The 23,395-nt window shown below is 57.7% G+C and carries 33 protein-coding genes; 26 read left to right on the top strand and 7 right to left on the bottom strand.

Annotated features, from left to right (window positions below; genetic code table 11):
• Positions 1 to 73: 73 nt before the first annotated feature.
• Positions 74 to 724: a Qnr family pentapeptide repeat protein gene (locus I6L44_RS17670; protein ID WP_005340643.1), complete on the top strand. Its 651-nt coding sequence runs from the start codon at positions 74 to 76 to the stop codon at positions 722 to 724.
• 129 nt (positions 725 to 853) lie between these two features.
• Here the strand turns inward: I6L44_RS17670 and envC are convergent, their stop codons facing one another.
• Entirely contained in the window at positions 854 to 2,206 is a 1,353-nt protein-coding gene (envC, locus tag I6L44_RS17675; protein ID WP_216952666.1) for a murein hydrolase activator EnvC, read from the bottom strand.
• Between the two features lie 9 nt (positions 2,207 to 2,215).
• Positions 2,216 to 3,745: a 2,3-bisphosphoglycerate-independent phosphoglycerate mutase gene (gpmM, locus tag I6L44_RS17680; RefSeq protein ID WP_216952667.1), complete on the bottom strand. Its 1,530-nt coding sequence runs from the start codon at positions 3,743 to 3,745 to the stop codon at positions 2,216 to 2,218.
• A 246-nt stretch (positions 3,746 to 3,991) separates the two neighbouring features.
• Between gpmM and I6L44_RS17685 the strand changes: the two genes are divergently transcribed.
• Genes I6L44_RS17685 through gpsA form a run of 3 tightly spaced genes read left to right on the top strand, consistent with a single transcriptional unit; the run spans position 3,992 to position 5,951 of the window.
• Positions 3,992 to 4,423: a rhodanese-like domain-containing protein gene (locus I6L44_RS17685; RefSeq protein ID WP_005340640.1), complete on the top strand. Its 432-nt coding sequence runs from the start codon at positions 3,992 to 3,994 to the stop codon at positions 4,421 to 4,423.
• A 50-nt stretch (positions 4,424 to 4,473) separates the two neighbouring features.
• Positions 4,474 to 4,944, top strand: a complete 471-nt coding sequence (gene secB, locus I6L44_RS17690) for a protein-export chaperone SecB (RefSeq protein WP_042054222.1) — start codon at positions 4,474 to 4,476, stop codon at positions 4,942 to 4,944.
• Between the two features lie 2 nt (positions 4,945 to 4,946).
• Positions 4,947 to 5,951, top strand: coding sequence for an NAD(P)H-dependent glycerol-3-phosphate dehydrogenase (gene gpsA, locus I6L44_RS17695; RefSeq protein ID WP_005356865.1), 1,005 nt, complete (start codon positions 4,947 to 4,949; stop codon positions 5,949 to 5,951).
• A 69-nt stretch (positions 5,952 to 6,020) separates the two neighbouring features.
• Here gpsA and nfuA read toward each other — a convergent pair whose 3' ends face one another.
• Both nfuA and I6L44_RS17705 read right to left on the bottom strand, forming a co-directional pair.
• Positions 6,021 to 6,599 carry a Fe-S biogenesis protein NfuA gene (gene nfuA / locus I6L44_RS17700; RefSeq protein WP_005340636.1) on the bottom strand — a complete coding sequence of 193 codons (579 nt, stop codon included), beginning with the start codon at positions 6,597 to 6,599 and terminating at the stop codon, positions 6,021 to 6,023.
• A gap of 80 nt (positions 6,600 to 6,679) precedes the next feature.
• On the bottom strand, positions 6,680 to 7,408 hold the full coding sequence (locus I6L44_RS17705) for a ComF family protein (RefSeq protein ID WP_216952668.1): 729 nt from the start codon (positions 7,406 to 7,408) through the stop codon (positions 6,680 to 6,682).
• A gap of 38 nt (positions 7,409 to 7,446) precedes the next feature.
• On the opposite strand from I6L44_RS17705, the gene bioH reads away from it, so the two are divergent.
• The 4 genes from bioH (at position 7,447) to I6L44_RS17725 (ending at position 9,649) form a co-directional block, all read left to right on the top strand.
• The gene (bioH, locus tag I6L44_RS17710; protein ID WP_042081658.1) at positions 7,447 to 8,211 is read left to right on the top strand and encodes a pimeloyl-ACP methyl ester esterase BioH; all 765 of its coding nucleotides are present in this window, start codon (positions 7,447 to 7,449) and stop codon (positions 8,209 to 8,211) included.
• Positions 8,212 to 8,282: 71 nt separating this feature from the next.
• Entirely contained in the window at positions 8,283 to 8,516 is a 234-nt protein-coding gene (locus I6L44_RS17715; RefSeq protein ID WP_005340632.1) for a flagellar basal body rod C-terminal domain-containing protein, read from the top strand.
• A 1-nt stretch (position 8,517) separates the two neighbouring features.
• Entirely contained in the window at positions 8,518 to 9,285 is a 768-nt protein-coding gene (locus tag I6L44_RS17720; RefSeq protein WP_216952669.1) for a putative metalloprotease CJM1_0395 family protein, read from the top strand.
• 85 nt (positions 9,286 to 9,370) lie between these two features.
• Complete coding sequence (locus I6L44_RS17725; RefSeq protein WP_005355353.1) at positions 9,371 to 9,649, top strand: hypothetical protein; 279 nt, start codon at positions 9,371 to 9,373, stop codon at positions 9,647 to 9,649.
• 70 nt (positions 9,650 to 9,719) lie between these two features.
• Here I6L44_RS17725 and I6L44_RS17730 read toward each other — a convergent pair whose 3' ends face one another.
• Together I6L44_RS17730 and greB are read right to left on the bottom strand one after the other, a co-directional pair.
• A complete protein-coding gene (locus tag I6L44_RS17730; protein ID WP_216952670.1) occupies positions 9,720 to 12,029 on the bottom strand; it encodes a Tex family protein in 2,310 nt (769 codons plus the stop codon).
• A 201-nt stretch (positions 12,030 to 12,230) separates the two neighbouring features.
• Positions 12,231 to 12,704 (bottom strand): transcription elongation factor GreB, encoded by a 474-nt coding sequence (greB, locus tag I6L44_RS17735; protein ID WP_005355349.1) that lies wholly within the window; start codon positions 12,702 to 12,704, stop codon positions 12,231 to 12,233.
• Positions 12,705 to 12,951: 247 nt separating this feature from the next.
• Here greB and ompR point away from each other — a divergent pair, with 247 nt between their 5' ends.
• Together ompR and envZ are read left to right on the top strand one after the other, a co-directional pair.
• Entirely contained in the window at positions 12,952 to 13,674 is a 723-nt protein-coding gene (ompR, locus tag I6L44_RS17740; RefSeq protein WP_005340625.1) for a two-component system response regulator OmpR, read from the top strand.
• Complete coding sequence (gene envZ / locus I6L44_RS17745) at positions 13,671 to 14,981, top strand: two-component system sensor histidine kinase EnvZ (protein ID WP_201906141.1); 1,311 nt, start codon at positions 13,671 to 13,673, stop codon at positions 14,979 to 14,981. Before ompR ends, envZ begins: the two co-directional genes overlap by 4 nt.
• A gap of 37 nt (positions 14,982 to 15,018) precedes the next feature.
• On the opposite strand, the gene I6L44_RS17750 is transcribed toward envZ, so the two are convergent.
• Positions 15,019 to 15,933, bottom strand: coding sequence for a DMT family transporter (locus I6L44_RS17750; protein ID WP_139433447.1), 915 nt, complete (start codon positions 15,931 to 15,933; stop codon positions 15,019 to 15,021).
• A gap of 356 nt (positions 15,934 to 16,289) precedes the next feature.
• Here I6L44_RS17750 and rpsJ point away from each other — a divergent pair, with 356 nt between their 5' ends.
• The 16 genes from rpsJ (at position 16,290) to rpsH (ending at position 23,382) form a co-directional block, all read left to right on the top strand.
• Positions 16,290 to 16,601, top strand: a complete 312-nt coding sequence (gene rpsJ, locus I6L44_RS17755) for a 30S ribosomal protein S10 (RefSeq protein WP_005307944.1) — start codon at positions 16,290 to 16,292, stop codon at positions 16,599 to 16,601.
• A 22-nt stretch (positions 16,602 to 16,623) separates the two neighbouring features.
• The gene (gene rplC / locus I6L44_RS17760) at positions 16,624 to 17,256 is read left to right on the top strand and encodes a 50S ribosomal protein L3 (RefSeq protein ID WP_005340620.1); all 633 of its coding nucleotides are present in this window, start codon (positions 16,624 to 16,626) and stop codon (positions 17,254 to 17,256) included.
• A gap of 17 nt (positions 17,257 to 17,273) precedes the next feature.
• The gene (rplD, locus tag I6L44_RS17765) at positions 17,274 to 17,879 is read left to right on the top strand and encodes a 50S ribosomal protein L4 (RefSeq protein WP_005340616.1); all 606 of its coding nucleotides are present in this window, start codon (positions 17,274 to 17,276) and stop codon (positions 17,877 to 17,879) included.
• Complete coding sequence (rplW, locus tag I6L44_RS17770; RefSeq protein ID WP_342690021.1) at positions 17,879 to 18,178, top strand: 50S ribosomal protein L23; 300 nt, start codon at positions 17,879 to 17,881, stop codon at positions 18,176 to 18,178. Before rplD ends, rplW begins: the two co-directional genes overlap by 1 nt.
• 15 nt (positions 18,179 to 18,193) lie before the next feature.
• A complete protein-coding gene (rplB, locus tag I6L44_RS17775; RefSeq protein ID WP_005340614.1) occupies positions 18,194 to 19,015 on the top strand; it encodes a 50S ribosomal protein L2 in 822 nt (273 codons plus the stop codon).
• Between the two features lie 22 nt (positions 19,016 to 19,037).
• Positions 19,038 to 19,316, top strand: coding sequence for a 30S ribosomal protein S19 (gene rpsS / locus I6L44_RS17780; RefSeq protein WP_005307960.1), 279 nt, complete (start codon positions 19,038 to 19,040; stop codon positions 19,314 to 19,316).
• Between the two features lie 10 nt (positions 19,317 to 19,326).
• Entirely contained in the window at positions 19,327 to 19,671 is a 345-nt protein-coding gene (gene rplV / locus I6L44_RS17785; RefSeq protein WP_005319741.1) for a 50S ribosomal protein L22, read from the top strand.
• Between the two features lie 3 nt (positions 19,672 to 19,674).
• On the top strand, positions 19,675 to 20,388 hold the full coding sequence (gene rpsC, locus I6L44_RS17790; RefSeq protein WP_005307962.1) for a 30S ribosomal protein S3: 714 nt from the start codon (positions 19,675 to 19,677) through the stop codon (positions 20,386 to 20,388).
• 13 nt (positions 20,389 to 20,401) lie between these two features.
• Entirely contained in the window at positions 20,402 to 20,815 is a 414-nt protein-coding gene (gene rplP, locus I6L44_RS17795; protein ID WP_005340612.1) for a 50S ribosomal protein L16, read from the top strand.
• On the top strand, positions 20,815 to 21,006 hold the full coding sequence (rpmC, locus tag I6L44_RS17800) for a 50S ribosomal protein L29 (RefSeq protein WP_005307965.1): 192 nt from the start codon (positions 20,815 to 20,817) through the stop codon (positions 21,004 to 21,006). Before rplP ends, rpmC begins: the two co-directional genes overlap by 1 nt.
• Complete coding sequence (gene rpsQ, locus I6L44_RS17805; protein ID WP_005307966.1) at positions 21,006 to 21,254, top strand: 30S ribosomal protein S17; 249 nt, start codon at positions 21,006 to 21,008, stop codon at positions 21,252 to 21,254. Before rpmC ends, rpsQ begins: the two co-directional genes overlap by 1 nt.
• A 147-nt stretch (positions 21,255 to 21,401) precedes the next feature.
• A complete protein-coding gene (rplN, locus tag I6L44_RS17810) occupies positions 21,402 to 21,770 on the top strand; it encodes a 50S ribosomal protein L14 (RefSeq protein ID WP_005307975.1) in 369 nt (122 codons plus the stop codon).
• Positions 21,771 to 21,781: 11 nt separating this feature from the next.
• Positions 21,782 to 22,099: a 50S ribosomal protein L24 gene (rplX, locus tag I6L44_RS17815; protein WP_005307977.1), complete on the top strand. Its 318-nt coding sequence runs from the start codon at positions 21,782 to 21,784 to the stop codon at positions 22,097 to 22,099.
• 13 nt (positions 22,100 to 22,112) lie between these two features.
• A complete protein-coding gene (gene rplE / locus I6L44_RS17820) occupies positions 22,113 to 22,652 on the top strand; it encodes a 50S ribosomal protein L5 (protein ID WP_005331162.1) in 540 nt (179 codons plus the stop codon).
• Between the two features lie 10 nt (positions 22,653 to 22,662).
• Positions 22,663 to 22,968, top strand: coding sequence for a 30S ribosomal protein S14 (gene rpsN, locus I6L44_RS17825; protein ID WP_005340609.1), 306 nt, complete (start codon positions 22,663 to 22,665; stop codon positions 22,966 to 22,968).
• Positions 22,969 to 22,989: 21 nt separating this feature from the next.
• Positions 22,990 to 23,382, top strand: coding sequence for a 30S ribosomal protein S8 (gene rpsH, locus I6L44_RS17830; RefSeq protein ID WP_005307980.1), 393 nt, complete (start codon positions 22,990 to 22,992; stop codon positions 23,380 to 23,382).
• Positions 23,383 to 23,395: the final 13 nt, after the last annotated feature.

Raw genomic sequence — 23,395 nt, forward strand, 5'->3', positions numbered from 1 at the left:
GATGTTACATGTAACATTACCGTTTTTGGCGGATAAAGTCAGCATATGAAGCCGTTTTTGCAGGAGTTTTCCGATGATCAGAGGCAAGCAGTTCGTGGATGTCCGGTTCGAGCAACAGGATGTGGAGGGGGAGCAGTTCTCGGAGTGCCGCTTTATCGGCTGCAACTTCTCCTGGCTGGATTTGAGCGATAGCCGCTTCATCGACTGCAGCTTCTACGATCGGGAGAGTGAACGGGGCTGCCTGTTGCAGGGTTGCGATCTGCGCGAGGCCAGCTTCCTGCGCTGCGATCTCACCATGGCCGATTGCAGCCGCAGCCAGTGTCTGGGGTTGGAGATGCGCGACTGTCAGGCGGTCGGTATCAACTTCAGCCATGCCAGCTTCGCCAACCAGATCACCGCGAAAAGCTACTTCTGCGAGGCCCATCTGACCGGCAACAACTTCAGCTACGCCAGCTTCGAGGGTTGCCTGCTGGAGAAGTGCGAGCTGACCGGCAACCGTTGGCAGGGGGCCAACCTGTTTGGTGCCTCGCTGGCGGGTTCCGATCTTAGCGGCTCTGAGTTTGGCCAGATTGACTGGACCAGTTTCAAGCTGCAGGGCTGCGATCTGCGCCAGTGCGATCTGCCGGGGCTGGATCTGCGGCGGGTCGATCTGCAAGGGGTGCAGATCAACGAGGATCAGCAGCAGACCTTGCTGGAGCAGATCGGTCTGGTTGTCTTCCCCTGAGCCGAGCGAAAAATTAGGTAATTTTTCATCAAATGGGGCCGACAGTGGGGGGCGCTCCTGAAACGACAAAAGCCTGCGTGATGCAGACTTTTGCTAGTGAGCGTGTGATGGCTTGTCGGCCGGGTTAACTCAACCCTTGGCCAGCCATTTGGTCGGGTTGATCGCCTCGCCCTGATAGCGAATTTCGAAGTAGAGGCCCGGTCTGTCCTGACCGCCGCTGTCACCGACCAGTGCCACAGGTTCACCCTGTTCCACATTCTGGCCCACCTGACGCAGCAGCGACTGATTGTGACCGTAGAGGCTCATATAGCCCTTGCCGTGATCGATTACCAGCAGCATACCGAAGCCATCGAGCCAGTCGGCGTAAACCACTTGTCCCGGTGCGACCGCCTTGACCTGGGTTCCTTCGCTGGCGCCGATCAGGGTGCCTTTCCACTTGAGCTGGGCGGTGCGCGGTGAACCGTAGGAGATGAGGATCGGCCCCTGTACCGGCCAGCGCAGGCTGCCATTGGTCTTGAGCCCGCTGTAGTAACCTGCGGTCCCAATCCCAGAGCCTCGCTCCGGTTTGGTACTGGACATCTCTTCGACCGGTTCTGCCGGTTTGACGGTTTTGTTCTGCTGGGCGGCAAGTCGTTGTTGCTCGGCGCGGCGCTGCTCGGCCAGCTTGCGCTGACGCTCCTGTTCCGCTTTCAGCTTGGCCAGCCGCTCCCGTTCGGCCCGTTCGCGCCGTTCCTGCTCTTCCCGCTGGCGGCGCAGCTCCTCCAGCCGCGCTTTCAGCGCCTTCTCCGCCTTGACCAGCTTGGAGAGCTTCTGCTCGTCATCCTGTACCGACTGCTGCAACTGGTTGCGCACCTTGGCCCGGCTCTGCTGGCTGGCCAGCAGAGCCTGGTGATGCTCCTGCTGTTCGGCAAGCAGGGCTTGCAGCTTGCTTTCGGTCTCTTTGGTGGCCTGCTGGTTTTTCGCCAGCTTGTCACGGGTGGCTCGCAGGGCGTCGATGGCCTCGATGCGGGCCTTGTTGAGGTAGTCGTAGTAGTCGAGTGAGCGGCTCAGCTTGGCCGGATCCTGCTGATTGAGCAGCAGTTTGAGGTAGTCGTGGTTGCCCGCCTGAAAGGCGCTTTCCGCCTGCTTGGCCAGCAACTGCTTCTGATGTTTGGCTTGAACTTCCAGCGCCAGCTTGTCCTTTTGCAGGGTCGCCAGCTTCTGCTGGTTCTGCTTCAACTGCTGCCTGGTCTGGTTGAGTTTGGCGGCGGCGGCCGAGATGGCCTGCTCGTCAGCCTTGAGCTGGGTATTGAGCTTGGCAAGCTCCTGCTTGCTGAGCTTGATGGTCTTCTGTTGCTCTTTGATCTGGGACTGCATGGTCCCCAGCTGCTGATTGGCGGCCAAAGCCGGTTTGCTGGCGCCAAATGACAGGCAAAAAAACAGCGCGCCGGCCAACAGGCCGACGCGACTGGTTTTCTGTGAAATAACTTCGCATCCCCGCATGGGGAAGGATTATTTCAGAATCATCAGGGGCTTGCCAGTCATTTCCGGCGGCACCGGCAGACCCATCAGGGTCAGCATGGTGGGGGCCAGATCGGACAGTTTGCCACCTTCAACCACCTCGGCTTTGCGACCGAAATAGATGAGCGGAACCGGCAGATTGGTGTGGGCTGTGTGGGCCTGACCAGTCTCTTCGTCCAGCATCTTCTCGGCGTTGCCGTGGTCGGCAGTGATCAGGCACTCGCCACCCACTTCGGCCAAGGCGTCGGTGACGCGACCGATGCAGTGGTCAACGGCTTCACACGCTTTGACTGCAGCATCGAATACACCGGTGTGACCAACCATGTCGCCATTCGGGTAGTTACAGATGATGACGTCGTACTTGCCGCTCTTGATGGCCGCAACCAGCTTGTCGGTCAGCTCTTCGGAGCTCATCTCAGGCTGCAGGTCATAGGTCGCCACTTTCGGGCTGGCCACGATCTCGCGATCTTCGCCGGTGAAGCAGGACTCCTCGCCACCGTTGAAGAAGAAGGTGACGTGAGCATACTTCTCGGTTTCGGAGATGCGCAGCTGGGTCTTGCCCTGCTTGGCCAGCCACTCACCCAAGGTGTTGACCAGAGCGGTCGGCGGGTAGGCACAGGCAGTTTTGATGTCGGCCGCGTATTCGGTCAGCATCACGAAGTTCAGCTTAGGCTCGACTGCACGAGCGAAGCCGGTGAAGTCGGTGTCAACGAAGGCGCGGGTGATTTCACGGGCGCGGTCGGCACGGAAGTTCATGAAAATCAGCGCATCACCATCTTCCATCGGTGCAGCTTCACCGATGCGGGTGGCTTTGACGAACTCGTCGTTCTCGTCGCGGGCATAGGCGGCAGCCAGCGCTTCGGTGGCGCTCTCGGCGGTGAACTCGCCCTTGCCCTGGGTCATCAGGTCATAGGCTTGCTGCACGCGATCCCAGCGGTTGTCACGGTCCATGGCGAAGTAACGACCGATCATGGAGGCGAAACGACCCTTGCCCAGCTTGGCGAAGAGGGCGTCGAACAGCTCGATGGAGGACTGGGCGGAGCGCGGCGGTACGTCACGACCATCCAGGAAGGCGTGGAAGTAGATCTTCTCGGCGCCACGTTTGGCGGCCATCTCGATCATGCCCATGATGTGCTCTTCGTGGCTGTGTACGCCACCCGGAGACATCAGACCCATGATGTGAACGGCTTTGCCGTTGTTCACGGCAGCGTCAACAGCCTTGGCCAGCTCGACGTTCTCGAAGAAGGGGCCGTCCTGAATATCTTTGGAGATGCGGGTCAGCTCCTGATAGACGATGCGACCGGCACCGATGTTGACGTGGCCAACTTCGGAGTTGCCCATCTGGCCATCCGGCAGACCAACGTCCAGACCGGAGCCTGAGATCAGGGTGCTGGTGTAGTCACGGGCCAGACGATCGAGGTTGGGAGTCTTGGCGGCAGCGACGGCGTTGTGCTCTTGCTTGGTGCTGTAGCCCCAACCGTCCATGATGACCAGAACCAAAGGTTTCTTAGCTGTTGACATAAGACTATGTCCTCTCGGATTGGAAAAAATGCGGGAAATGAAACTAGCGTAATATTACTACATCTGCCGAAATAGTCACCTGATAGCCAAGGGGCGCTCCTGCTGCCCCGCAAGCCACGCCCTTCCTGCCATGATCGATGCCCAATGAGGATGGGAGCCTGCTCGCGCTTTGCCGCCAAGATGGCTGATCTTATCAATACCCCCATGTATACTCGGGCCCTTGTCTTGGTCCCTGGATAGTAGAAGATGCAAGAGTATTTGGATTTTGCGGCCCGTAACCCGCTGCTGACCGCAGCCTGGTTGGGTCTGGCTGGCACCCTGGTTTACACCACTGTGCGTGCCCGTTTGTCCCCGGTAAAAACCGTCAACAATCACACCGCGACCCTGCTGATCAACCGCGAGAATGCCACCGTGGTGGATATTCGCAGTCAGGAAGAGTATGCCAAGGGCCATCTGGCCGGTGCCCAGCACCTGCCGCTGACCCAGATCCAGAGCAATAATCTGGGCCCGGTTGAAAAGCATAAAGATGCCCCCATCATAGTGGTGTGCGAGTCGGGAATGACTGCGGGCGGCGCGGGCCGTCAGCTGAGCAAAGCTGGCTTCAAGCAGGTTTATGTGCTCGGCGGTGGCATGGCCCAATGGCGTGCAGAAAATCTGCCGGTAACCAAGAAACGCTGATTTAAGCAGGGCCTGAGCCCACTTATCCATATAACAAGGAATCAAACGAAATGGCTGACGAGATCAACAACCAGGAAGTACAACCGGAATTCCACATCCAGCGTGTTTACACCAAGGATGTATCTTTCGAAGCGCCGAACACCCCGCACATCTTCCAGAAAGAGTGGCAGCCGGACGTCAAGCTGGATATGGATACCAAGACCAACATCCTGGCTGAGAGCGTGTACGAGGTTGTCCTGACCCTGACCGTAACCTGCAAACTGGAAACCGAAACTGCCTTCCTGTGCGAAGTACAGCAAGCTGGTATCTTCACCATCGGTAACCTGCCGGAGCCGCAACTGGCTCACTGCCTGGCTGCCTTCTGCCCTAACATCCTGTTCCCGTATGCCCGCGAAGCCGTGGCCAACATGGTGAGCAAGGGTTCCTTCCCGCAGCTGAACCTGGCACCGGTCAACTTCGATGCCCTGTTTGCCCAGCACATGGCGCAAGCACAGGCCCAGCAGGCGACTGCGGAAGCCTGATAATGGCTGACCAGATCGCTATCTCGGTCTTGGGGGCGGGGTCTTATGGCTCCGCCCTTGCCATTTCTCTGGCGCGCAATGGTCATCCGACCCTGCTGTGGGGTCACGACCCTGCTCATGTCGCCGAGCTGGAACAAGACCGCTGCAACAAGGCATTTTTGCCTGATGTCCCTTTTCCTGCTGATTTGCAGCTAACTGCGGATCTGCAACGTGCGGTACAAGCGGCTCCCGTGCTGCTGCTGGTCGTGCCAAGCCATGTATTTGGCGATGTGCTGACCCGGATCAAACCCTTCCTGCGCCCCGATACCCGTATCGCCTGGGCCACCAAGGGTCTGGAGCCGGACAGTGGCCGTCTGCTGCAGGACGTGGCCCGTGAAGTGCTGGGTGACGAGATACCGCTGGCGGTGATCTCCGGCCCCACCTTCGCCAAGGAGCTGGCTGCCGGTCTGCCGACCGCCATCTCGGTCGCCTCGACTCACGACGAGTTTGCCGACGATCTCTCCCACCTGCTGCACTGTGGCCGCTCGTTCCGGGTCTATACCAATCCGGACTTCGTCGGTCTGCAGCTGGGTGGGGCGGTGAAGAACGTCATCGCTATTGGTGCCGGTCTCTCCGACGGGCTAGGGTTTGGCGCCAATGCCAGAACTGCGCTCATCACCCGGGGTCTGGTGGAGATGCAGCGTCTGGGTGCGGCGCTGGGTGCCGATGCCAAAACCTTTATGGGGATGGCGGGGCTCGGGGATCTGGTGCTCACCTGTACCGACAACCAGTCGCGCAACCGTCGCTTCGGGCTGGCCCTCGGGGCTGGCAAGGATGTGAACACCGCCATGACCGAGATCGGTCAGGTGGTGGAGGGGTATCGCAACACCAAAGAGGTGCATCTGCTGGCGGCCCGCTGCGGCGTCGAGATGCCCATCTGCGAGCAGATCTTCAAGGTGCTCTACGAGGGTAAGAACCCGAAAGAGGCGGCCATCGCCCTGCTGTCGCGAGACAAGAAGGACGAGTAATCTGCCGATTGCCCATGCAAAAGGCCCCGCCATCTGGCGGGGCCTTTTCTTTGCTGCAAGGGCTGCAAATCAGTAGTAAGAGTGGTCGCCGCGCTGGTGCTCGGTGGCGTCTTTCACACCGTTGAGCTCACCCGGGAACTTCTCCAGCAGCTGCTTCTCGATCCCCTCTTTCAGGGTGTAATCGACCATGGAGCAACCGTTGCAACCACCGCCAAACTGCAGGATGGCCAGTTTATCTTCAGTCAGCTCGACCAGGGTGACCTTGCCACCGTGACCGGCCAGCATAGGGTTCACTTCGGACATCAACACGTACTCGATGCGCTCGATTAGCGGCGCGTCGTCGGCCACTTTACGCATCTTGGCGTTCGGTGCTTTCAGGGTGAGCTGGGAGCCCATCTGATCGGTGACGAAGTCGATGGTGGCATCCACCAGGAAGGGGGCGCTCAGGGGATCGACCATGCAGTCGAAGCCGCTGAAGGGCAGGTGTTGATCTTCCGGGTCCACGGCATCGGGCGGGCAATACGATACGCCACACTCGGCATTCTGGGTTCCCGGATTGACCACAAACACCCGGATATTGGTGCCATCAGGCTGTTTTTCCAGCAGTTTACGGAAATGGGCCTGGGCGGCGTCGGAAATGCTGATCATCACTATCCTCATAAACCTGAGTGTACGACTAGGGTATTCATGATAACGCGGTTATTAATGCTTGGGTAGCATGCCGATGGCTACTTGCTGTGCCGCAGGGTACGACAGATTGCCCACACTTCTACCTTTGTGATGCCGCTCTCATGGAGCAAACGGCTGAGCTGCCCAGCGGTGGCGCCTGTGGTCACGACGTCATCGAGCAGGGCGACATGGCGATAGTGGTGGGGGCGGATCCGGAATGCCCCGCGCAGATTGCGCCGCCGCTGCCCGGCGCTCAAGGTTGTTTGTTGCGGGGTCGCCTTGATGCGTTGCAACAGGGTGTTGTCGCAGGGAATGTCGGTGAACTCGCCAAGGGCTTGCGCGATCTCCTCCGCCTGGTTGAACCCACGCCGCCACTGCCGCCACCAGTGCAGGGGAACCGGAATGATCGCCTCCGGCGGCTCGTTGTCATCCAGATGATCGGCCAGGAGGCGTGCCAGGAGTGGCGCCAGCAGGATTTGGCCGGAATATTTGAGCCGGGGGATCAGCATGGGGTAGGGAGCCTGGTAGTCGCCGATCACCTGCAACCGCTCCCAGGGGGGAGGTCTGCGCTGGCAGCGGCCGCAGACCGGTATGCGTTCTTCTATATATTCAGTCAGCGGTGCGGCGCAGAGGCGGCATCTCGGCTGTGACTGGTGCAGCGCCTGCCGACACCAGCTGCAGAGCAGGGGCTCGTTGTCGCAAGGCTGATGACAGAGGAGGCAACTCCCTTGCCAGTCGCCGTGGTTGCCGAGCAGCGGGCTTGCTTTAGCGAGCAGTCGCTTTAACATGCTGACCCCAAGAGCATGAACAGGGATCTTGAGTCTAGATGAGTATATCGGTAGAGCAGTTTGGCCAGGGGCCCGATCTGGTGCTGTTGCACGGTTGGGGGATGAACGGTGCGGTCTGGCATGGCATTGCCCAACAGTTGGCGCCCCACTATCGGGTTCATCTGGTAGATTTGCCCGGTTTTGGCAACAGCCTGCTGGCAGACGAGGTGGATTACAGCCTGCCCTGGCTTGCCGAGCAGGTGGCTGCCATCTTGCCGCAGAAGTGTCATCTGCTTGGCTGGTCGCTCGGCGGTCTGGTGGCAAGCCAGTTGGCGCTGACGCATCCCGATCGGCTGCACTCCCTGATCACGGTAGCCAGCTCTCCCTGTTTCATGGCCCGCGATGAGTGGCCGGGGATCGCCCCCAAGGTACTGACCGGTTTCAACCAGATGCTGGCAGGGGATTTTCGCCAGACCATAGAGCGCTTTCTGGCGATCCAGGCAATGGGCAGCGAACATGCCCGGGACGATATCCGTCAGTTGCGCCACTGGCTGGCCGAGCGCCCGGCGCCCCAGTTTGCCGCACTCGAGGCCGGGCTGACGCTGTTGGCCGACATTGACCTGCGCGAACCGCTGCGGGAGCTGGATCTGCCCTGGTTGCGGATCTATGGCCGACTGGATTCATTGGTACCCAAGGCGGCCATTCCCCTGCTGGATGATCTCTACCCTGCCAGCCGCAGCGTGACCCTTAATAAGGCCTCACACGCACCTTTTATCTCCCATCCTGACGAATTCATTGAAATCGTTCGAGATTTTGTTGGCTAAAAAACAGCCTGCAAGCTTCATTAATCCTCTGGTCTGGCGGATAATTAAGCTGTGACCAGAGGAGTAACATCATGCGTATTGATTCTGCTTTCAACAGCGGGGTACAGGGATTTCAGCGAGCCGAGCAGATTGCCGACAAGGCATCCAATCAGATCGCCCGCCTCAACACCCCCAGCGGGGATCAGGTGCAAGTGACCGATGAGCTCGTCAATCTCAAGGTGGCCGAGCAGCAGGCTGGCGCTTCCGCCAAGGTAGTGCAGACTGCCAGCGATATGATGGGAACCCTGATCGACATCCGGGTGTGAGATGAACATCAATGTCAGTCTGCCTCCTCTTATCCCGACACAGCTGCAACCCCAAGTGGAAGCGGCGAGGACGGATAATCGCCGGGCAGAACTGATCCCGCAGGCCCGAGCGGGCCAAGCCTCCGTTGCCGAATCTGAAGTCGGCTCCCAGAAAGAGAAATCCAAAGCCGCTCAGGCCTCCAGCAATCAGACCTCCCAGAACAGCCGTGAAACCGGGCAACCAGCGCCGACGACACTGCCAGACAATCGCTTTGTTGAGGCCACCGGCGAGGATGGGCAGCGCAAGCAGCAAGATCCCAAACAGCAGGAGCAGCAACAGCGGCAAGAGCAGCAGGTTCAGGATCTTGTCGAGCGTGACAAGGAGGTTCGAACCCACGAGCAGGCGCACCAGTCAGCGGGTGGTGAGTACGCCAGCTCGCCCACCTATCAGTTTACGCAAGGGCCGGATGGCAAGCGTTATGCAACGGGTGGCGAAGTCCAGATCGATACCAGTGTCGTACCCGGTGACCCTGCCGCTACCATCGCCAAGATGCAGCAGATCCGCACTGCAGCGCTGGCGCCTGCCGAGCCTTCTGTGCAGGATTTGGCCGTTGCGCGCAGCGCCGCCGCGAGTGAGGCCAAGGCGCGCAAAGAGCTGATGGCCGAGCAGAGCGCGAAATCGGGCGGTGTGCTGAGCGCCTATATGGACAAGCGCAACAGCGTCATCGCGAGCCACTATCAACAGGCTGTCAGCCCGGCCTCTACCCAGTCCCTCAGTCTGCATATCTGAATCACCCTCGCCAAACTTTCAGCTGCTTTGCCTGTTTTGCAACTAACCTGAAGATCAGGCCCATTCCAATTTCACAGGAGCTGTCATGCATTTCGATGAAGTCAAAGCGGAAGATTTCACCACCTTCTCCCGTGTACCGCCCCCCCACCTGCAGATGGAGCAGTTTCTGATGCAGCTCGGAGGAGGGGGAACTGAAGGAACCAGTTTCAAGAAGAAAGTTATGTTGGCGGCAGGCTGGAGCCACACCGGCGTCGTCTCTTACGGCAAGTATCCGCAAGAGGCCTGCAAGGCATTCAACCGACTGCGGGAGGTGCTGGCCCAGCATGGAGAGCCCGAGAGCATTCTTGCTGCCCTGACGCAGTGATCCTGAGCTTCGCGTGTAAAAAAGCCCCTTGAGGGGCTTTTTGCATTCAGAGGCGTTCCGGACGGTTTCGTTACTTTTTCGCTTTGGAGAGCGCCGCCGCGAAGGCGTTGCCCATGGCGCCACCCATAGGGGCGCTTTGCCGCGGCTCATTTCTTGGCTTGGTGTTGCCGGCACTGCTGTTGCGCGCTTCAGCCGGCTTGCGGGAAGCTTGCCCCGCTTTCTCGTCGAGGCGCATGGTGAGGCTGATCCGCTTGCGCGGGGCGTCCACTTCCAGCACCTTGACCCGCACAATGTCGCCCGCCTTGACCACCTCACGGGGATCCTTGACGAAACGGTCGGTCAGGGAGGAGATGTGCACCAGACCGTCCTGATGAACACCGATATCGACGAAGGCGCCGAAGTTGGTGACGTTGGTGACCACCCCTTCCAGTACCATCTCTGGCATCAGGTCGCTGATCTGCTCCACCCCTTCCTTGAAGGTCGCGGTTTTGAACTCGGGGCGCGGGTCGCGGCCCGGCTTGTCCAGTTCGCCGATGATGTCGGTGATGGTAGGTACGCCAAATTGCTCATCGGTGTAATCGGCCGGTTTCAGGCTGCGCAGCAGGCTGCTGTTGCCGAGCAGGCTCTCAACTGTCTGCTCCAGCTTGGCGAGGATCCGCTCCACCACCGGATAGGATTCCGGATGTACCGCCGAGCTGTCGAGGGGATTGCTGCCGCCGCGAATGCGCAGGAAGCCGGCGCACTGTTCGAAGGCTTTGGGGCCGAGTCGGCTCACTTTCAGCAATTGCTGACGGCTCTTGAAGGCGCCGTGCTCATCACGGTAGGCGACGATGTTCTGGGCCAACGTCTGGGATAGGCCGGAAACCCGGTTGAGCAGGGCGACCGAGGCGGTGTTCACATCCACACCGACCGCGTTCACGCAATCCTCGACCACGGCATCCAGCCGGCGGGCCAGCTGGCTCTGGCCTACGTCGTGTTGATACTGGCCCACCCCGATGCTCTTGGGGTCGATTTTGACCAGCTCGGCCAGCGGGTCTTGCAGGCGGCGGGCGATGGAGACGGCGCCACGGATCGAGACGTCGAGATCCGGGAACTCCTGAGAGGCGAGCTCGGAGGCGGAGTAGACCGAGGCCCCCGCTTCGCTCACCACTATCTTCTGCGCCTTGGCGGCGGGGTAGCGCTCGAACAGGTCGCTGACCAGGCGGTCGGTCTCCCGCGAAGCGGTACCGTTGCCGATGCTGATGAGCTCGACCTTGTGTTTCTGGCACAGCTCGCTCAGGGTCTTGAGGCTCTGATCAATCTGGCGTTTTGGTTCGAACGGATAGATGGTGGCGTGATCGACCAGTTTGCCGGTGGCATCCACCACGGCAACCTTGACCCCGGTGCGGATGCCCGGATCCAGCCCCATGGTGCAGCGCATGCCCGCTGGGGCCGCCATCAGCAGATCCTTGAGGTTCATGGCGAACACCTTGATCGCCTCCTCCTCTGCCGACTCGCGGATGCGACCGATCAGCTCGGTCTCCATTTGAAGCGACAACTTGATCTTCCAGGTCCAGCTCACTACCCCCTGCAGCCATTTGTCGGCCGGGCGGTTCTGCAGATTGAGCTTGAGGTGGTGGGCAATGATCCCTTCGCAGGGGCTGGCACTCTCGTCGTCACCGGTGACCAGCGCCAGATTGAGGATCCCCTCATTGCGGCCGCGCAGCATGGCCAGCACCCGGTGGGAGGGGGCCTTGTGCAGGGGTTCGTCGTGTTCGAAATAGTCCTTGAACTTGGCCCCTTCCTGCTCCTTGCCTGCCACCACGCGGGCGCGCAGGGTGGCATTTTGCCACAGGTAGTCGCGCAGCTTCTCCAGCAGGTCGGCCTGCTCGGCGAAGCGCTCCATCAGAATATAGCGGGCGCCGTCGAGGGCAGCCTTGCTGTCGGCAATGCCCTGTTCGGGATTGAGGAAGGTGGCTGCAGCTTGCTCGGGATCCTGCATCGGGTCGCTGAGCAGCAGGTTGGCCAGCGGCTCCAACCCGGCTTCGATCGCCATCTGCCCCTTGGTGCGGCGTTTGGGCTTGTAGGGGAGGTAGAGATCTTCCAGCCGGGTCTTGCTGTCGGCACCATTCAATTCGCGCATCAGCTCGGGGGTCAGCTTGCCCTGCTCTTCGATGGAGCGAATGATCACCTGACGGCGATCTTCCAGTTCACGCAGATAGCCGAGGCGGCTCTCTAGGGTGCGCAACTGGCTATCGTCCAGACCGCCGGTCACCTCTTTACGGTAACGGGCGATAAAGGGCACGGTCGAGCCTTCATCCAGCAGGCGCACTGCGGCCTGCACCTGCTCCGGGCGAGCATTGAGCTCACCGGCAATCTGTCTCTCTATGGTTTGCATCATGATGTTGTTGAGGGCCTCTGTGGTCGAGTCCGCGCCATCAGGCGCCAAGTGTGAGCACTATATGGGGTCGTGTTGCGGGATGCCACCCTGCGCCGGGGTCTGCACCCGTCAGACTGATAAGTCGCAGGGGAGAGCGCATATCTTGCCATTGCACCTGTGACTCAGGATGTGCCTGTGGCAAGCCGCTCACCAGTAGTCCGGCTATTTGGGGTAGCTGATCTCGTTGATATACCAGCAGACGTCACCAACTGGCGTACGGACGATGGCTTCATCACCGACCTCTTTCTTGAGCAGGGCGCGGGCCATGGGGGAGTCGATGGAGATGTAATCCTTGCGCTCGAAGATCTCGTCATAGCCGACGATGCGAAAGCGCTTGGTCTCGCCCTCTTCGTTTTCCACCTCGACCCAGGCACCGAAGAAGACTTTGCCCTCCTGCGCGGGGGCATAGTCGACGATCCCCAGCTCTTCGAGACATTTGCGCAGGTAACGCACCCGCCGATCGATCTCCCGCAGTCGCTTCTTGTTGTACTGGTAGTCGGCATTTTCGCTGCGATCCCCCAGGCTGGCGGCCCATGCCACCTTTCTGGTGACCTCGGGGCGCTCCTGACGCCAGAGGAAATCGAGCTCTTCTTTCAGCTTGTTGTAGCCTTCGCGGGTGATCAGCTTTGTCTTCATGGTGATGCGGACCTGGTCAAAGAGGGGTAATCATCGCTAACTGCTCGGGAATATTAGCTTTTGTCCTCCTTCTGTCGAGAGAAATTGCGCCAGCTTGGCGGGAGACATTCAGCGGTACTGGTCTGGAGGAGGGCTTGACGGCCGTCACGCTCTGATCATGGGTAATAACCGGTAACATATTTATGCTTTTCTCCCGCGATATCCCCCCCTAGTATGGTGGGCAGCTAAAGAATGAAGAGGCAAAGCAATGAGTCAGCAGCAATACAAGGTCCTGGTCGTGGACGATGACCTGAAATTACGTTCCCTGTTGGAGCGCTATCTCACCGAGCAGGGATTCGTAGTGCGCGGCGTGGCCAATGGCGAGCAGGCCGATCGCTTGCTGACTCGTGAAAATTTCAGCCTGATGGTGCTCGACCTGATGTTGCCGGGGGAGGATGGGCTCTCCATCTGCCGTCGTCTGCGGGAAGCGGGCAACCAGATCCCGGTGCTGATGCTCACCGCCAAGGGGGATGAAGTGGATCGCATCGTCGGGCTCGAGATGGGGGCTGATGACTATCTGCCCAAGCCGTTTAACCCCCGCGAACTGCTGGCGCGGATCCGTGCCGTGCTGCGCCGCCATACCGTCGAGCTGCCGGGGGCTCCCTCTGCTGCAGAAAAGGTGGTCAACTTCGGAGCTTTTCAACTCAATCTCGCGACCCGCGAGCTGAGTCGGGATGGCGAGCCGATGGCGCTCACCAGCGGTGAATTTGCGGTGCTCAAGGTGCTGGTCAGCCATCCGCGCGAGCCGCTCTCCCGCGACAAGCTGATGAATCTGGCCCGTGGTCGTGAATACACCGCCACCGAGCGCAGCATCGACGTGCAGGTCTCTCGCCTGCGCCGCCTGCTGGAACAGGATCCGGCCCAGCCCCGCTACCTGCAGACCGTGTGGGGTCTGGGGTATGTGTTCGTGCCAGATGGTGACGGTGCATGAAAAAGGTCGGCAGCATGTTTTCCCGCATGCTCTGGTTTCTGGCCGCCGTCCTGGTGGTCTATCAAGCGGTCTCCTACGTCACCTTCTACAACTATCTGCTGGCGCCAACCGTCAAGCAGATCAGTCACTTGCTGGCCAATCAGGTCAAGCTGATCTTTCCGGTCAACACTGAACAACTGGCGCTGAGCGAAGATGCCGAGGCGCTGGTCTATGTGACAACCGGTACCGACATCTATACCCAGAGCGAGGCGGTGCAACATGGCTTCAACGATGCCAAGCCATACCCCTATCTGGAGGAAAACATCAGTCGCGAGCTGGGTGGCCCGGCCAAGGTGCGGGTCGAGATCCAGGATCACTACATCATCTGGATCCAGCCGCCGCAGGCCAGCAAAATCTGGGTGCGGATCCCGCTGACCGAGATTGAAGATGACGATATCGAACCCCTCATCATCTATCTGAGCGTGCTGCTGGTGATCACTCTGTTTGCGGCCTGGCGCTTTGCCCGGCAGCTGGTGCGCCCGCTCGAGGATCTCGAAGCTGGCGCTGTTGCGGTGGCCAGAGGCCATTTCCCCGAGGCGCTGGGGGAGCTGGGTTCACGGGAAGTAAGGCGACTGACCCGCACCTTCAACCATATGTCGCACTCCATCAAGAGCCTGATCGAAGAGCGTAACCTGATGATGGCGGGGGTTTCCCACGATCTGCGTACCCCGCTGACCCGCATCCGGCTGGCGACCGAGATGATGTCCTCCGGTGACGAGTACCTCAAGGAGAGCATCAATGCCGATATCGATGAGTCCAATGCCATCATCGATCAGTTCATCGACTACATCCGCCCGGACGAGGGGCAGGATTTGGAGCCGATCGACCTGACCCAGCTGGTGCACGATACCTTGCTGATCTACTCGGAGCAGGGGCTGGAGGTTGATCTGGCGCTGCCGCAAGAGGCGGTGCGGGTGGCCTGCAATCCGGTTAGTATCCGGCGGGTGTTGAACAACCTATCAAGCAACTCGCAGCGTTATGGGGCGAGCCGCTTGTATGCCGAGTTGAAGGACGACGGGCACTGGGTGCGCCTGCGCCTATCCGATGATGGCCCCGGTATTCCGGAGCAGGACTACTCCCGGGTGCTCAAGCCGTTTACTCAGGGGAATGTGGCGCGAACTGTTGGCGGCAGTGGCTTGGGGTTGGCCATCGTGGCCAAGATAGTCGCCCAGCACCACGGCACTATCCGGCTGGGAAGCTCGGATCTCGGCGGCCTGCTGGTCGAGATACGGCTGCCGAAACATCAGCCACAGGAGTGGATGGATTGAGAGAAGGGCGTATCCGTGGATACGCCCTTCTGCATGGTCAGCTCTTGGTTTCGACTGATGCACGATAGCGTTTACCGTACTTGAGCTGCTGGATCAGCAGGGCGGCAACGATGAGCGCCAACCCGATGGGGGTGGCCGGATGGATGGTTTCGCCGATCAACAGGTTGAGCAGCACCAGTGAGGCAAACGGCGAGATAAAGATGAGGTTGCTGATGGGGGCCGTGTTGGTGGCATGGCGCAGCGCCATCAGCCAGAGCACGAAACCGAAGCCCATTTCGAACAGTCCCACATAGATGGCACCAGCCCATCCCTGCCAGGCGGTCATGGCAAAATCGGAGAGCAACCAGGTCGCCACGACGATAAAAGGCAGGCTGATCATAAAGCCGAGCAACAGGCTGACAATGGGATCGCCCTGATTGCGGGTGTTGAGGATCCAGTAGCTGGCCCAGATGAGGGTCGAGACCAGCGCCAGCGTCACGCCGAGGGGGCTGTCGAACTGGAGGCCGAATACATCCCCTCTGGTGGCGATCACCAGCGCGCCAAAATACCCCAGCACGATAGCGACGCCATCACGCCGACGCAGCTTCTGGCCGAGGAAGGGGACGGCCAGCAGACTGAGGGTAATGGCCCAGGTGTAGTTGAGGGTCTGTGCCTGCTGGGCAGGCAGCAGATCATAGGCTTTGAACAGCAACAGGTAATAGAGAAAGGGATTCAGCACGCCCAGAGTCAGGTAGTAGAAAGGGCGGGCCTTGATGTAGCTCCCCAGCAGCGGCAATTTGCCCTGTTTGGCGACGACGGCTGTCAGCGTGAGAGTCGAGGTGAAGGCGGCCACAAGCAACAGTTGCACAGGTTCGAAATAGGCGAGGGAGATTTTGAAGGCTGTGGCGACCGTCGACCAGAGGGCAACGGCGCAAAGGCCATACTGATAGGCTTTCTTTTGATCTTTGAGCATGGGATGTTGTTCCACTGACAGAGGCAAGCACACAGTCTACCAGTCTGCTTGTAACATTGTCGTTACTTGGGTGTTGGCAGCAGAGTGCGTTGCCGCAGGCGAGATCCATCTGTCACATAAAACTGCGCATAATCTGTTCGCTCGCCCTTGCGCAAATTTGAAAAATCCGTATAATCCCCTCCGCTTACCCATGAGGTAAGCCAGACGATATGTCTGCTGCTGAGTTTCCTGTTTACAGGAGCCAGCCATACAGTCCTCCCGATATGGGGGGAAACGTGAAAAATCACACCTCTGGCGGGAGAAATCTCGGTCGGGCGGTGTTGATTTATGTTCTTTTATCTATTGGAGCTCTGTCAATGCAGAACCAAAGAATCCGTATCCGCCTGAAGGCTTTTGATCATCGCCTGATTGATCAATCCACTGCGGAAATCGTTGAAACTGCTAAGCGCACTGGCGCGCAGGTTCGCGGTCCTATTCCGCTGCCGACTCGCAAAGAGCGCTTCACCGTCCTGATCTCCCCGCACGTCAACAAAGATGCGCGTGATCAGTACGAGATCCGCACTCACAAGCGTCTGGTAGACATCGTTGAGCCGACTGACAAGACCGTAGACGCCCTGATGCGTCTGGATCTGGCAGCTGGTGTAGACGTCCAGATCAGCCTGGGTTAATTACGGAAAGAGGTTGATAACAATGACAATCGGTCTTGTAGGTCGCAAAGTGGGTATGACTCGCATCTTCACTGAAGATGGCGTTTCTATCCCGGTGACTGTTATCGAAGTTGAAGCTAACCGTGTAACTCAGGTCAAATCTGTAGAAACCGACGGCTACAACGCTATTCAGGTTACCACTGGCGCCAAAAAAGCCAGCCGTGTGACCAAGCCGGAAGCTGGCCACTTCGCCAAAGCTGGTGTAGAAGCCGGTCGCGGTCTGTGGGAATTCCGCCTGAACAACGGTGAAACTTTCACTGTTGGTAGCGAGCTGAAAGTAGATCTTCTCGCTGACGTTAAGCTGGTAGACGTTACCGGCACATCCAAAGGTAAGGGCTTTGCTGGTACTGTTAAGCGCCACAACTTCCGCACCCAGGATATGACCCACGGTAACTCCTTGTCTCACCGCGTTCCGGGTTCTATCGGTCAGAACCAGACTCCGGGTCGTGTATTCAAGGGCAAAAAGATGGCTGGTCACATGGGTGCTGAGCGTGTAACGACTCAGAACCTGGAACTGGTTCGTGTTGACGCTGAACGCAACCTGCTGCTCATCAAAGGTGCAGTACCGGGTGCAACCAACGGCAACGTGATCGTCAAACCTGCCGTCAAAGCGTAACGTCTGAGGAGATAGTAATGGAATTGGTAATGAAAGACGCCAAGAGCGCTCTTGAAGTTTCCGAGACTACCTTCGGGCGCGAATTCAACGAAGCTCTGGTTCACCAGGTCGTCGTTGCATATGCCGCTGGTGCCCGTCAGGGTACTCGTGCGCAGCTGACTCGCTCTGAAGTGTCTGGTGGCGGCAAAAAGCCGTGGCGTCAGAAGGGTACTGGTCGTGCCCGTGCTGGCTCCATCCGTTCGCCCATCTGGCGTTCCGGTGGTGTGACTTTTGCTGCTAAGCCGCAAGATCACAGCCAGAAAGTAAACAAGAAGATGTACCGCGGCGCTATCCGTAGCATTCTGTCCGAGCTGGTACGTCAAGAGCGCCTGATCGTTGTTGAGAAGTTCGGCATCGAAGCTCCGAAGACCAAAGAACTGATCGCCAAGCTGAAAGAAATGGAACTGACTGACGTTCTGATCGTGACTGCTGAAGTCGATGAGAACCTGTTCCTGGCTGCTCGCAACCTGTACAAAGTTGACGTGCGTGACGTTGCCGGTATCGACCCGGTCAGCCTGATCGCTTTCGACAAGGTTCTGATGACTGCTGACGCAGTTAAGCAAATCGAGGAGATGCTGGCATGATCCGTGAAGAGCGTCTGCTGAAAGTTCTGAAGGCTCCGCACATCTCTGAAAAGAGCACCATGGTTGCAGAAAAGCAGAACACTATCGTGTTCAAAGTTGCTGTTGATGCTACCAAGGCGGAAGTCAAAGCTGCAGTTGCGAAACTGTTCGAGGTCGAAGTTGAGACCGTCCGTACCCTGAACATGAAGGGTAAGACCAAGCGCGCAGGTGCACGCGTAGGCCGTCGTTCCGATTGGAAAAAGGCTTATGTGACCCTGAAAGCTGGTCAGGACATCGACTTCATGGGCGCAGCCGAGTAAGAGGAGTTCTCAAAAATGGCAATCGTTAAGTGCAAGCCTACTTCTCCGGGCCGCCGCCACGTCGTCAAGATCGTCAATCAAGAGCTGTACAAGGGCAAGCCCTTCGCCGCTCTGCTGGACAGCAAAAGCAAGTCCGGTGGTCGTAACAACAACGGCCGTATCACTACCCGTCATATCGGTGGTGGTCACAAGCAGCACTACCGTATCGTCGACTTCAAGCGCGACAAAGACGGTATCCCGGCTAAAGTAGAGCGCCTGGAATACGATCCGAACCGTACCGCTAACATCGCTCTGGTGTTGTATGCAGACGGTGAGCGTCGTTACATCCTGGCTCCGAAAGGCCTGAAAGCTGGTGACGCGATCGCTTCTGGTGCTGATGCAGCCATCAAGGTAGGTAACGCCCTGCCGATGCGCAACATCCCGGTTGGTTCTACCGTTCACGCTGTAGAGATGAAGCCTGGTAAAGGTGCCCAGCTGGCTCGTTCCGCTGGTACTTTCATCCAGATCCTGGCTCGTGAAGGTAACTATGTAACTCTGCGTCTGCGTTCCGGCGAAGTACGTAAAGTTCTGGCCGAGTGCCGCGCTACCATCGGTGAAGTCGGTAACTCCGAGCACATGTTGCGTCAACTGGGTAAAGCCGGTGCAAACCGCTGGCGTGGTATTCGTCCGACCGTTCGCGGTATGGCGATGAACCCGGTTGACCACCCGCACGGTGGTGGTGAGGGTCGTAACAAGGGCATGCAGCCTGTGTCCCCATGGGGCCAGAAGGCTAAAGGCTTCAAGACCCGTAAGAACAAGCGTACCGACAAGTACATCGTACGTCGTCGTAACAAGTAATTGTTAACATAGAGGAATCACCATGCCACGTTCTCTCAAGAAGGGTCCATTTATTGACCTGCACTTGCTGAAGAAGGTAGAGAAAGCGGTGGAAAGCGGGGATAAAAAGCCGGTTAAAACCTGGTCCCGTCGTTCAATGATCATCCCGAACATGATCGGTTTGACCATCGCTGTCCATAATGGTCGTCAGCACGTTCCGGTTTTCGTTACCGAAGAAATGATCGGTCACAAACTGGGTGAATTCGCACCGACTCGTACTTATCGCGGCCATGCTGCTGATAAGAAGGCTAAGAAGCGCTAAGGGATAAATGATGGAAGCTATCGCTAAACACCGTTATGCCCGTACTTCTGCCCAGAAAGCTCGTCTGGTAGCCGATCAAGTACGTGGTCTGTCCGTAGACAAGGCTCTGAATATCCTGACCTTCAGCCCGAAAAAGGCTGCAGTGCTGGTTAAGAAAGTGCTGGAATCTGCCATTGCAAACGCTGAGCACAACGAAGGCGCCGATATCGACGCGCTGCGTGTTGCTACTATCATGGTCGACGAAGGTCCCTCCATGAAGCGCATCCGTCCGCGTGCCAAAGGTCGTGCGGATCGTATCCTCAAGCGTACCGCTCACATCACTGTAGTGGTATCCGACGCTAAGGCTGGGAGATAAGCAATGGGTCAGAAAGTACATCCTAATGGCATTCGCCTGGGTATTACCAAGCCTTGGAATTCTACCTGGTTCGCGAACACCAAAGACTTCGCTGACAACCTGTACAGCGATTTTCAAGTACGCCAGTTCCTGACCAAGGAACTGAAAAACGCGTCCTTGTCCAAGATCACCATTGAGCGTCCGGCCAAGAGCATCCGTGTGACCATTCACACCGCTCGTCCGGGTGTTGTCATCGGTAAGAAAGGCGAAGACGTTGAGAAGCTGCGCAAAGCTGTAGCCACTATTGCTGGCGTGCCTGCTCAGATCAACATTTCCGAAGTCCGCAAGCCGGAGCTGGATGGCAAACTCGTTGCCGACAGCATCACTTCCCAGCTGGAGCGTCGTGTAATGTTCCGTCGTGCTATGAAGCGCGCCGTACAGAACGCAATGCGCCTGGGTGCCAAGGGCATCAAAGTGGAAGTTTCCGGTCGTCTGGGCGGCGCTGAAATCGCGCGTACCGAATGGTACCGTGAAGGTCGTGTGCCGTTGCACACCCTGCGTGCCGACATCGACTACGCAACTTCTGAAGCCCACACCACTTACGGTGTGATCGGCGTTAAAGTTTGGATCTTCAAGGGCGAAGTTCTGGGCGGTCTGGCTGCTGTTAACGCTGCCGCTGCTCAAGAGCAAGCTCCTGCAAAGCCCAAGCGTGACAACAAGCGCCGCGCTGCTAAGTAAGGAGATTCGGTAAATGTTGCAACCTAAGCGTACTAAATTCCGCAAGACCCACAAGGGTCGTAACCGCGGTCTGGCCACCTCTGGTAACGAAGTATCCTTCGGTACCTTTGGCCTGAAGGCGACATCCCGTGGTCAACTGACTGCTCGTCAAATCGAAGCAGCCCGTCGTGCCATGACCCGTCACGTTAAGCGTCAAGGTAAGATCTGGATCCGTGTGTTCCCGGACAAGCCCATCACCGAAAAGCCCCTTGAAGTTCGTATGGGTAAAGGTAAGGGTAACGTGGAATACTGGGTTTGCCCGATCCAGCCTGGCAAGGTTCTGTACGAGATGGACGGTGTACCTGAGGCTCTGGCGCGTGAAGCGTTTGCCCTGGCCGCAGCTAAGCTGTCTGTTCAGACCACTTTCGTAATTAAGACGGTGATGTGATGAAAGCCCAAGATCTGCGTCAAAAGAGCGTCGAAGAACTGAACCAGGAGCTGCTGGGCCTGCTGCGTGAGCAATTCAACATGCGCATGCAAGCGTCCACCGGCCAGCTGGCTCAGACTCACACTCTGAAACAAGTGCGTCGTGACGTCGCACGTATCAAGACTGTACTGACTGAGAAGGCAGGTGCGTAATGACTGACAAGATCCGTACTCTGCAAGGTCGTGTAATCAGCGACAAGATGGACAAGTCCATCACTGTTGCTATCGAGCGCAAGGTAAAGCACCCGATCTACGGTAAGATCATCAAGCGCACTACCAAGCTGCACGTGCATGACGAAAACAACGAGTGCAAAGCTGGCGACCTCGTGGAAATCCGCGAATGCCGCCCGCTGTCCAAGACCAAGTCCTGGACCCTGGTTGCCGTTGTAGAAAAGGCCTAATCGGTACTTTGTAGTCCAAGCGGCCCCTTTCAGGGGCCGTTTGTTTTTTAGGCTACCTTTTCTGAAAATCCTGTGTTATAGTTTCGCGCCTTTTGAAGGCAGCCAGATCCCATTAGGGATAAGAAGTAAACAAAGCGGAGCACTAAGATGATCCAGATGCAAAGTATGCTGGGTGTTGCCGACAACTCCGGCGCTCGCAGTGTAATGTGTATTAAGGTTCTGGGTGGCTCGCACCGCCGTTACGCCGGCATCGGCGACATCATCAAGGTTTCCATCAAGGAAGCCATTCCTCGCGGTAAAGTGAAGAAAGGTGATGTGTATAACGCGGTGGTCGTACGCACCCGTAAAGGCGTTCGTCGTCCGGACGGCTCTGTCATCCGTTTCGACAACAATGCGGCTGTGTTGCTTAACAACAACCAACAGCCAATCGGTACTCGTATTTTTGGCCCGGTGACCCGTGAACTGCGTAATGAGAAGTTCATGAAGATTGTGTCCCTGGCACCCGAAGTACTGTAAGGAGTCGAACGATGGCAGCTAAAATCCGTCGCGAAGACGAAGTGATTGTTCTTACCGGCAAAGACAAGGGCAAGCGTGGCAAAGTCACTCAAGTCCTGATTGCAAAAGGTAAGGTAATCGTGGAAGGCATCAACCAGGTGAAGAAACACCAGAAGCCGGTACCCGCACTGGGTCAGGCTGGCGGTATCGTCACCAAAGAAGCCCCCATCGATGTATCAAACGTAGCGCTGTTCAACTCTGCCACTGGCAAAGCTGACCGCGTTGGTTTCCGGATTGAAGACGGCAAAAAAGTCCGTTTCTTCAAATCCACCGGCGAACTTGTGAAGTAATTGGAGTTTAACGATGGCGAAACTGCATGATTACTACAAATCCGATGTAGTAAATGAACTGTCCAAGCAGTTCGGTTACAAGACTATCATGCAAGTCCCTCGGATCGAGAAAATCACCCTGAACATGGGTGTTGGTGAAGCGATCTCTGACAAGAAATTGCTGGAAAATGCTGCTGCCGATATGGCTGCCATTTCCGGTCAGAAGCCGCTGATCACCAAAGCTCGCAAATCTGTTGCGGGCTTCAAGATTCGTGAAGGCTACCCGATAGGTTGTAAAGTAACCCTGCGTGGCGAGCGTATGTGGGAGTTCCTGGAACGGCTGATCTGCATCTCCGTACCGCGTATCCGTGACTTCCGTGGCCTGAACGCTAAAGCGTTCGACGGTCGTGGTAACTACTCCATGGGCGTGCGTGAGCAGATCATCTTCCCGGAAATCGACTATGACAAAGTCGATCGCGTCCGTGGTCTGGATATCACCATCACCACTTCCGCGAATACCGATGAAGAAGGCCGTGCTCTGCTGGCTGCCTTTAACTTCCCATTCCGCAAGTAAGGTTAGGGTTATGGCTAAAACATCCATGAAAGCGCGCGAAGCAAAGCGTGCCAAGCTGGTAGCCAAGTACGCGACCAAGCGTGCCGAGCTGAAAGCTATCATCGTTGACATGAACGCTTCTGAAGAAGCGCGTTGGGATGCTGTACTGCAACTGCAACAGCTGCCCCGTGATTCCAGTCCGTCCCGCCAGCGTAACCGTTGCAATATTACTGGTCGTCCGCACGGTTTCCTGCGCAAGTTTGGCCTGTCTCGCATCAAGGTGCGTGAGCATGCCATGAAGGGCGAAATTCCGGGCCTGAAGAAGGCTTCTTGGTAACGAATCTCGGGAGTTAGACTTATGAGCATGCAAGATCCGATCGCGGATATGCTGACCCGCATCCGTAACGGTCAGGCGGCGAGCAAAGTTGCGGTTTCCATGCCTTCTTCCAAGCTGAAAGTGGCTATCGCCAAAGTGCTGAAAGAAGAAGGTTACATCGCTGGCTACTCCGTAGCTGGTGACGTGAAGCCGGAACTGGAAATTGAACTGAAATATTTCCAGGGCAAGCCAGTTGTAGAACTGATCCAACGCGTAAGCCGTCCAGGCCTGCGTATTTACAAGCGCACTACTGATCTGCCGAAAGTTATGGGCGGTCTCGGTGTTGCTATCGTGTCCACGTCTAAAGGTGTGATGACTGACCGTGCTGCTCGCAAAGCAAGCATGGGCGGTGAGATCATCTGCTACGTCGCTTAATAGGAGGTAGGAA

Source organism: Aeromonas sp. FDAARGOS 1414 (genome assembly GCF_019047065.1).
Taxonomy (GTDB): Bacteria; Pseudomonadota; Gammaproteobacteria; order Enterobacterales; family Aeromonadaceae; genus Aeromonas; species Aeromonas veronii_A.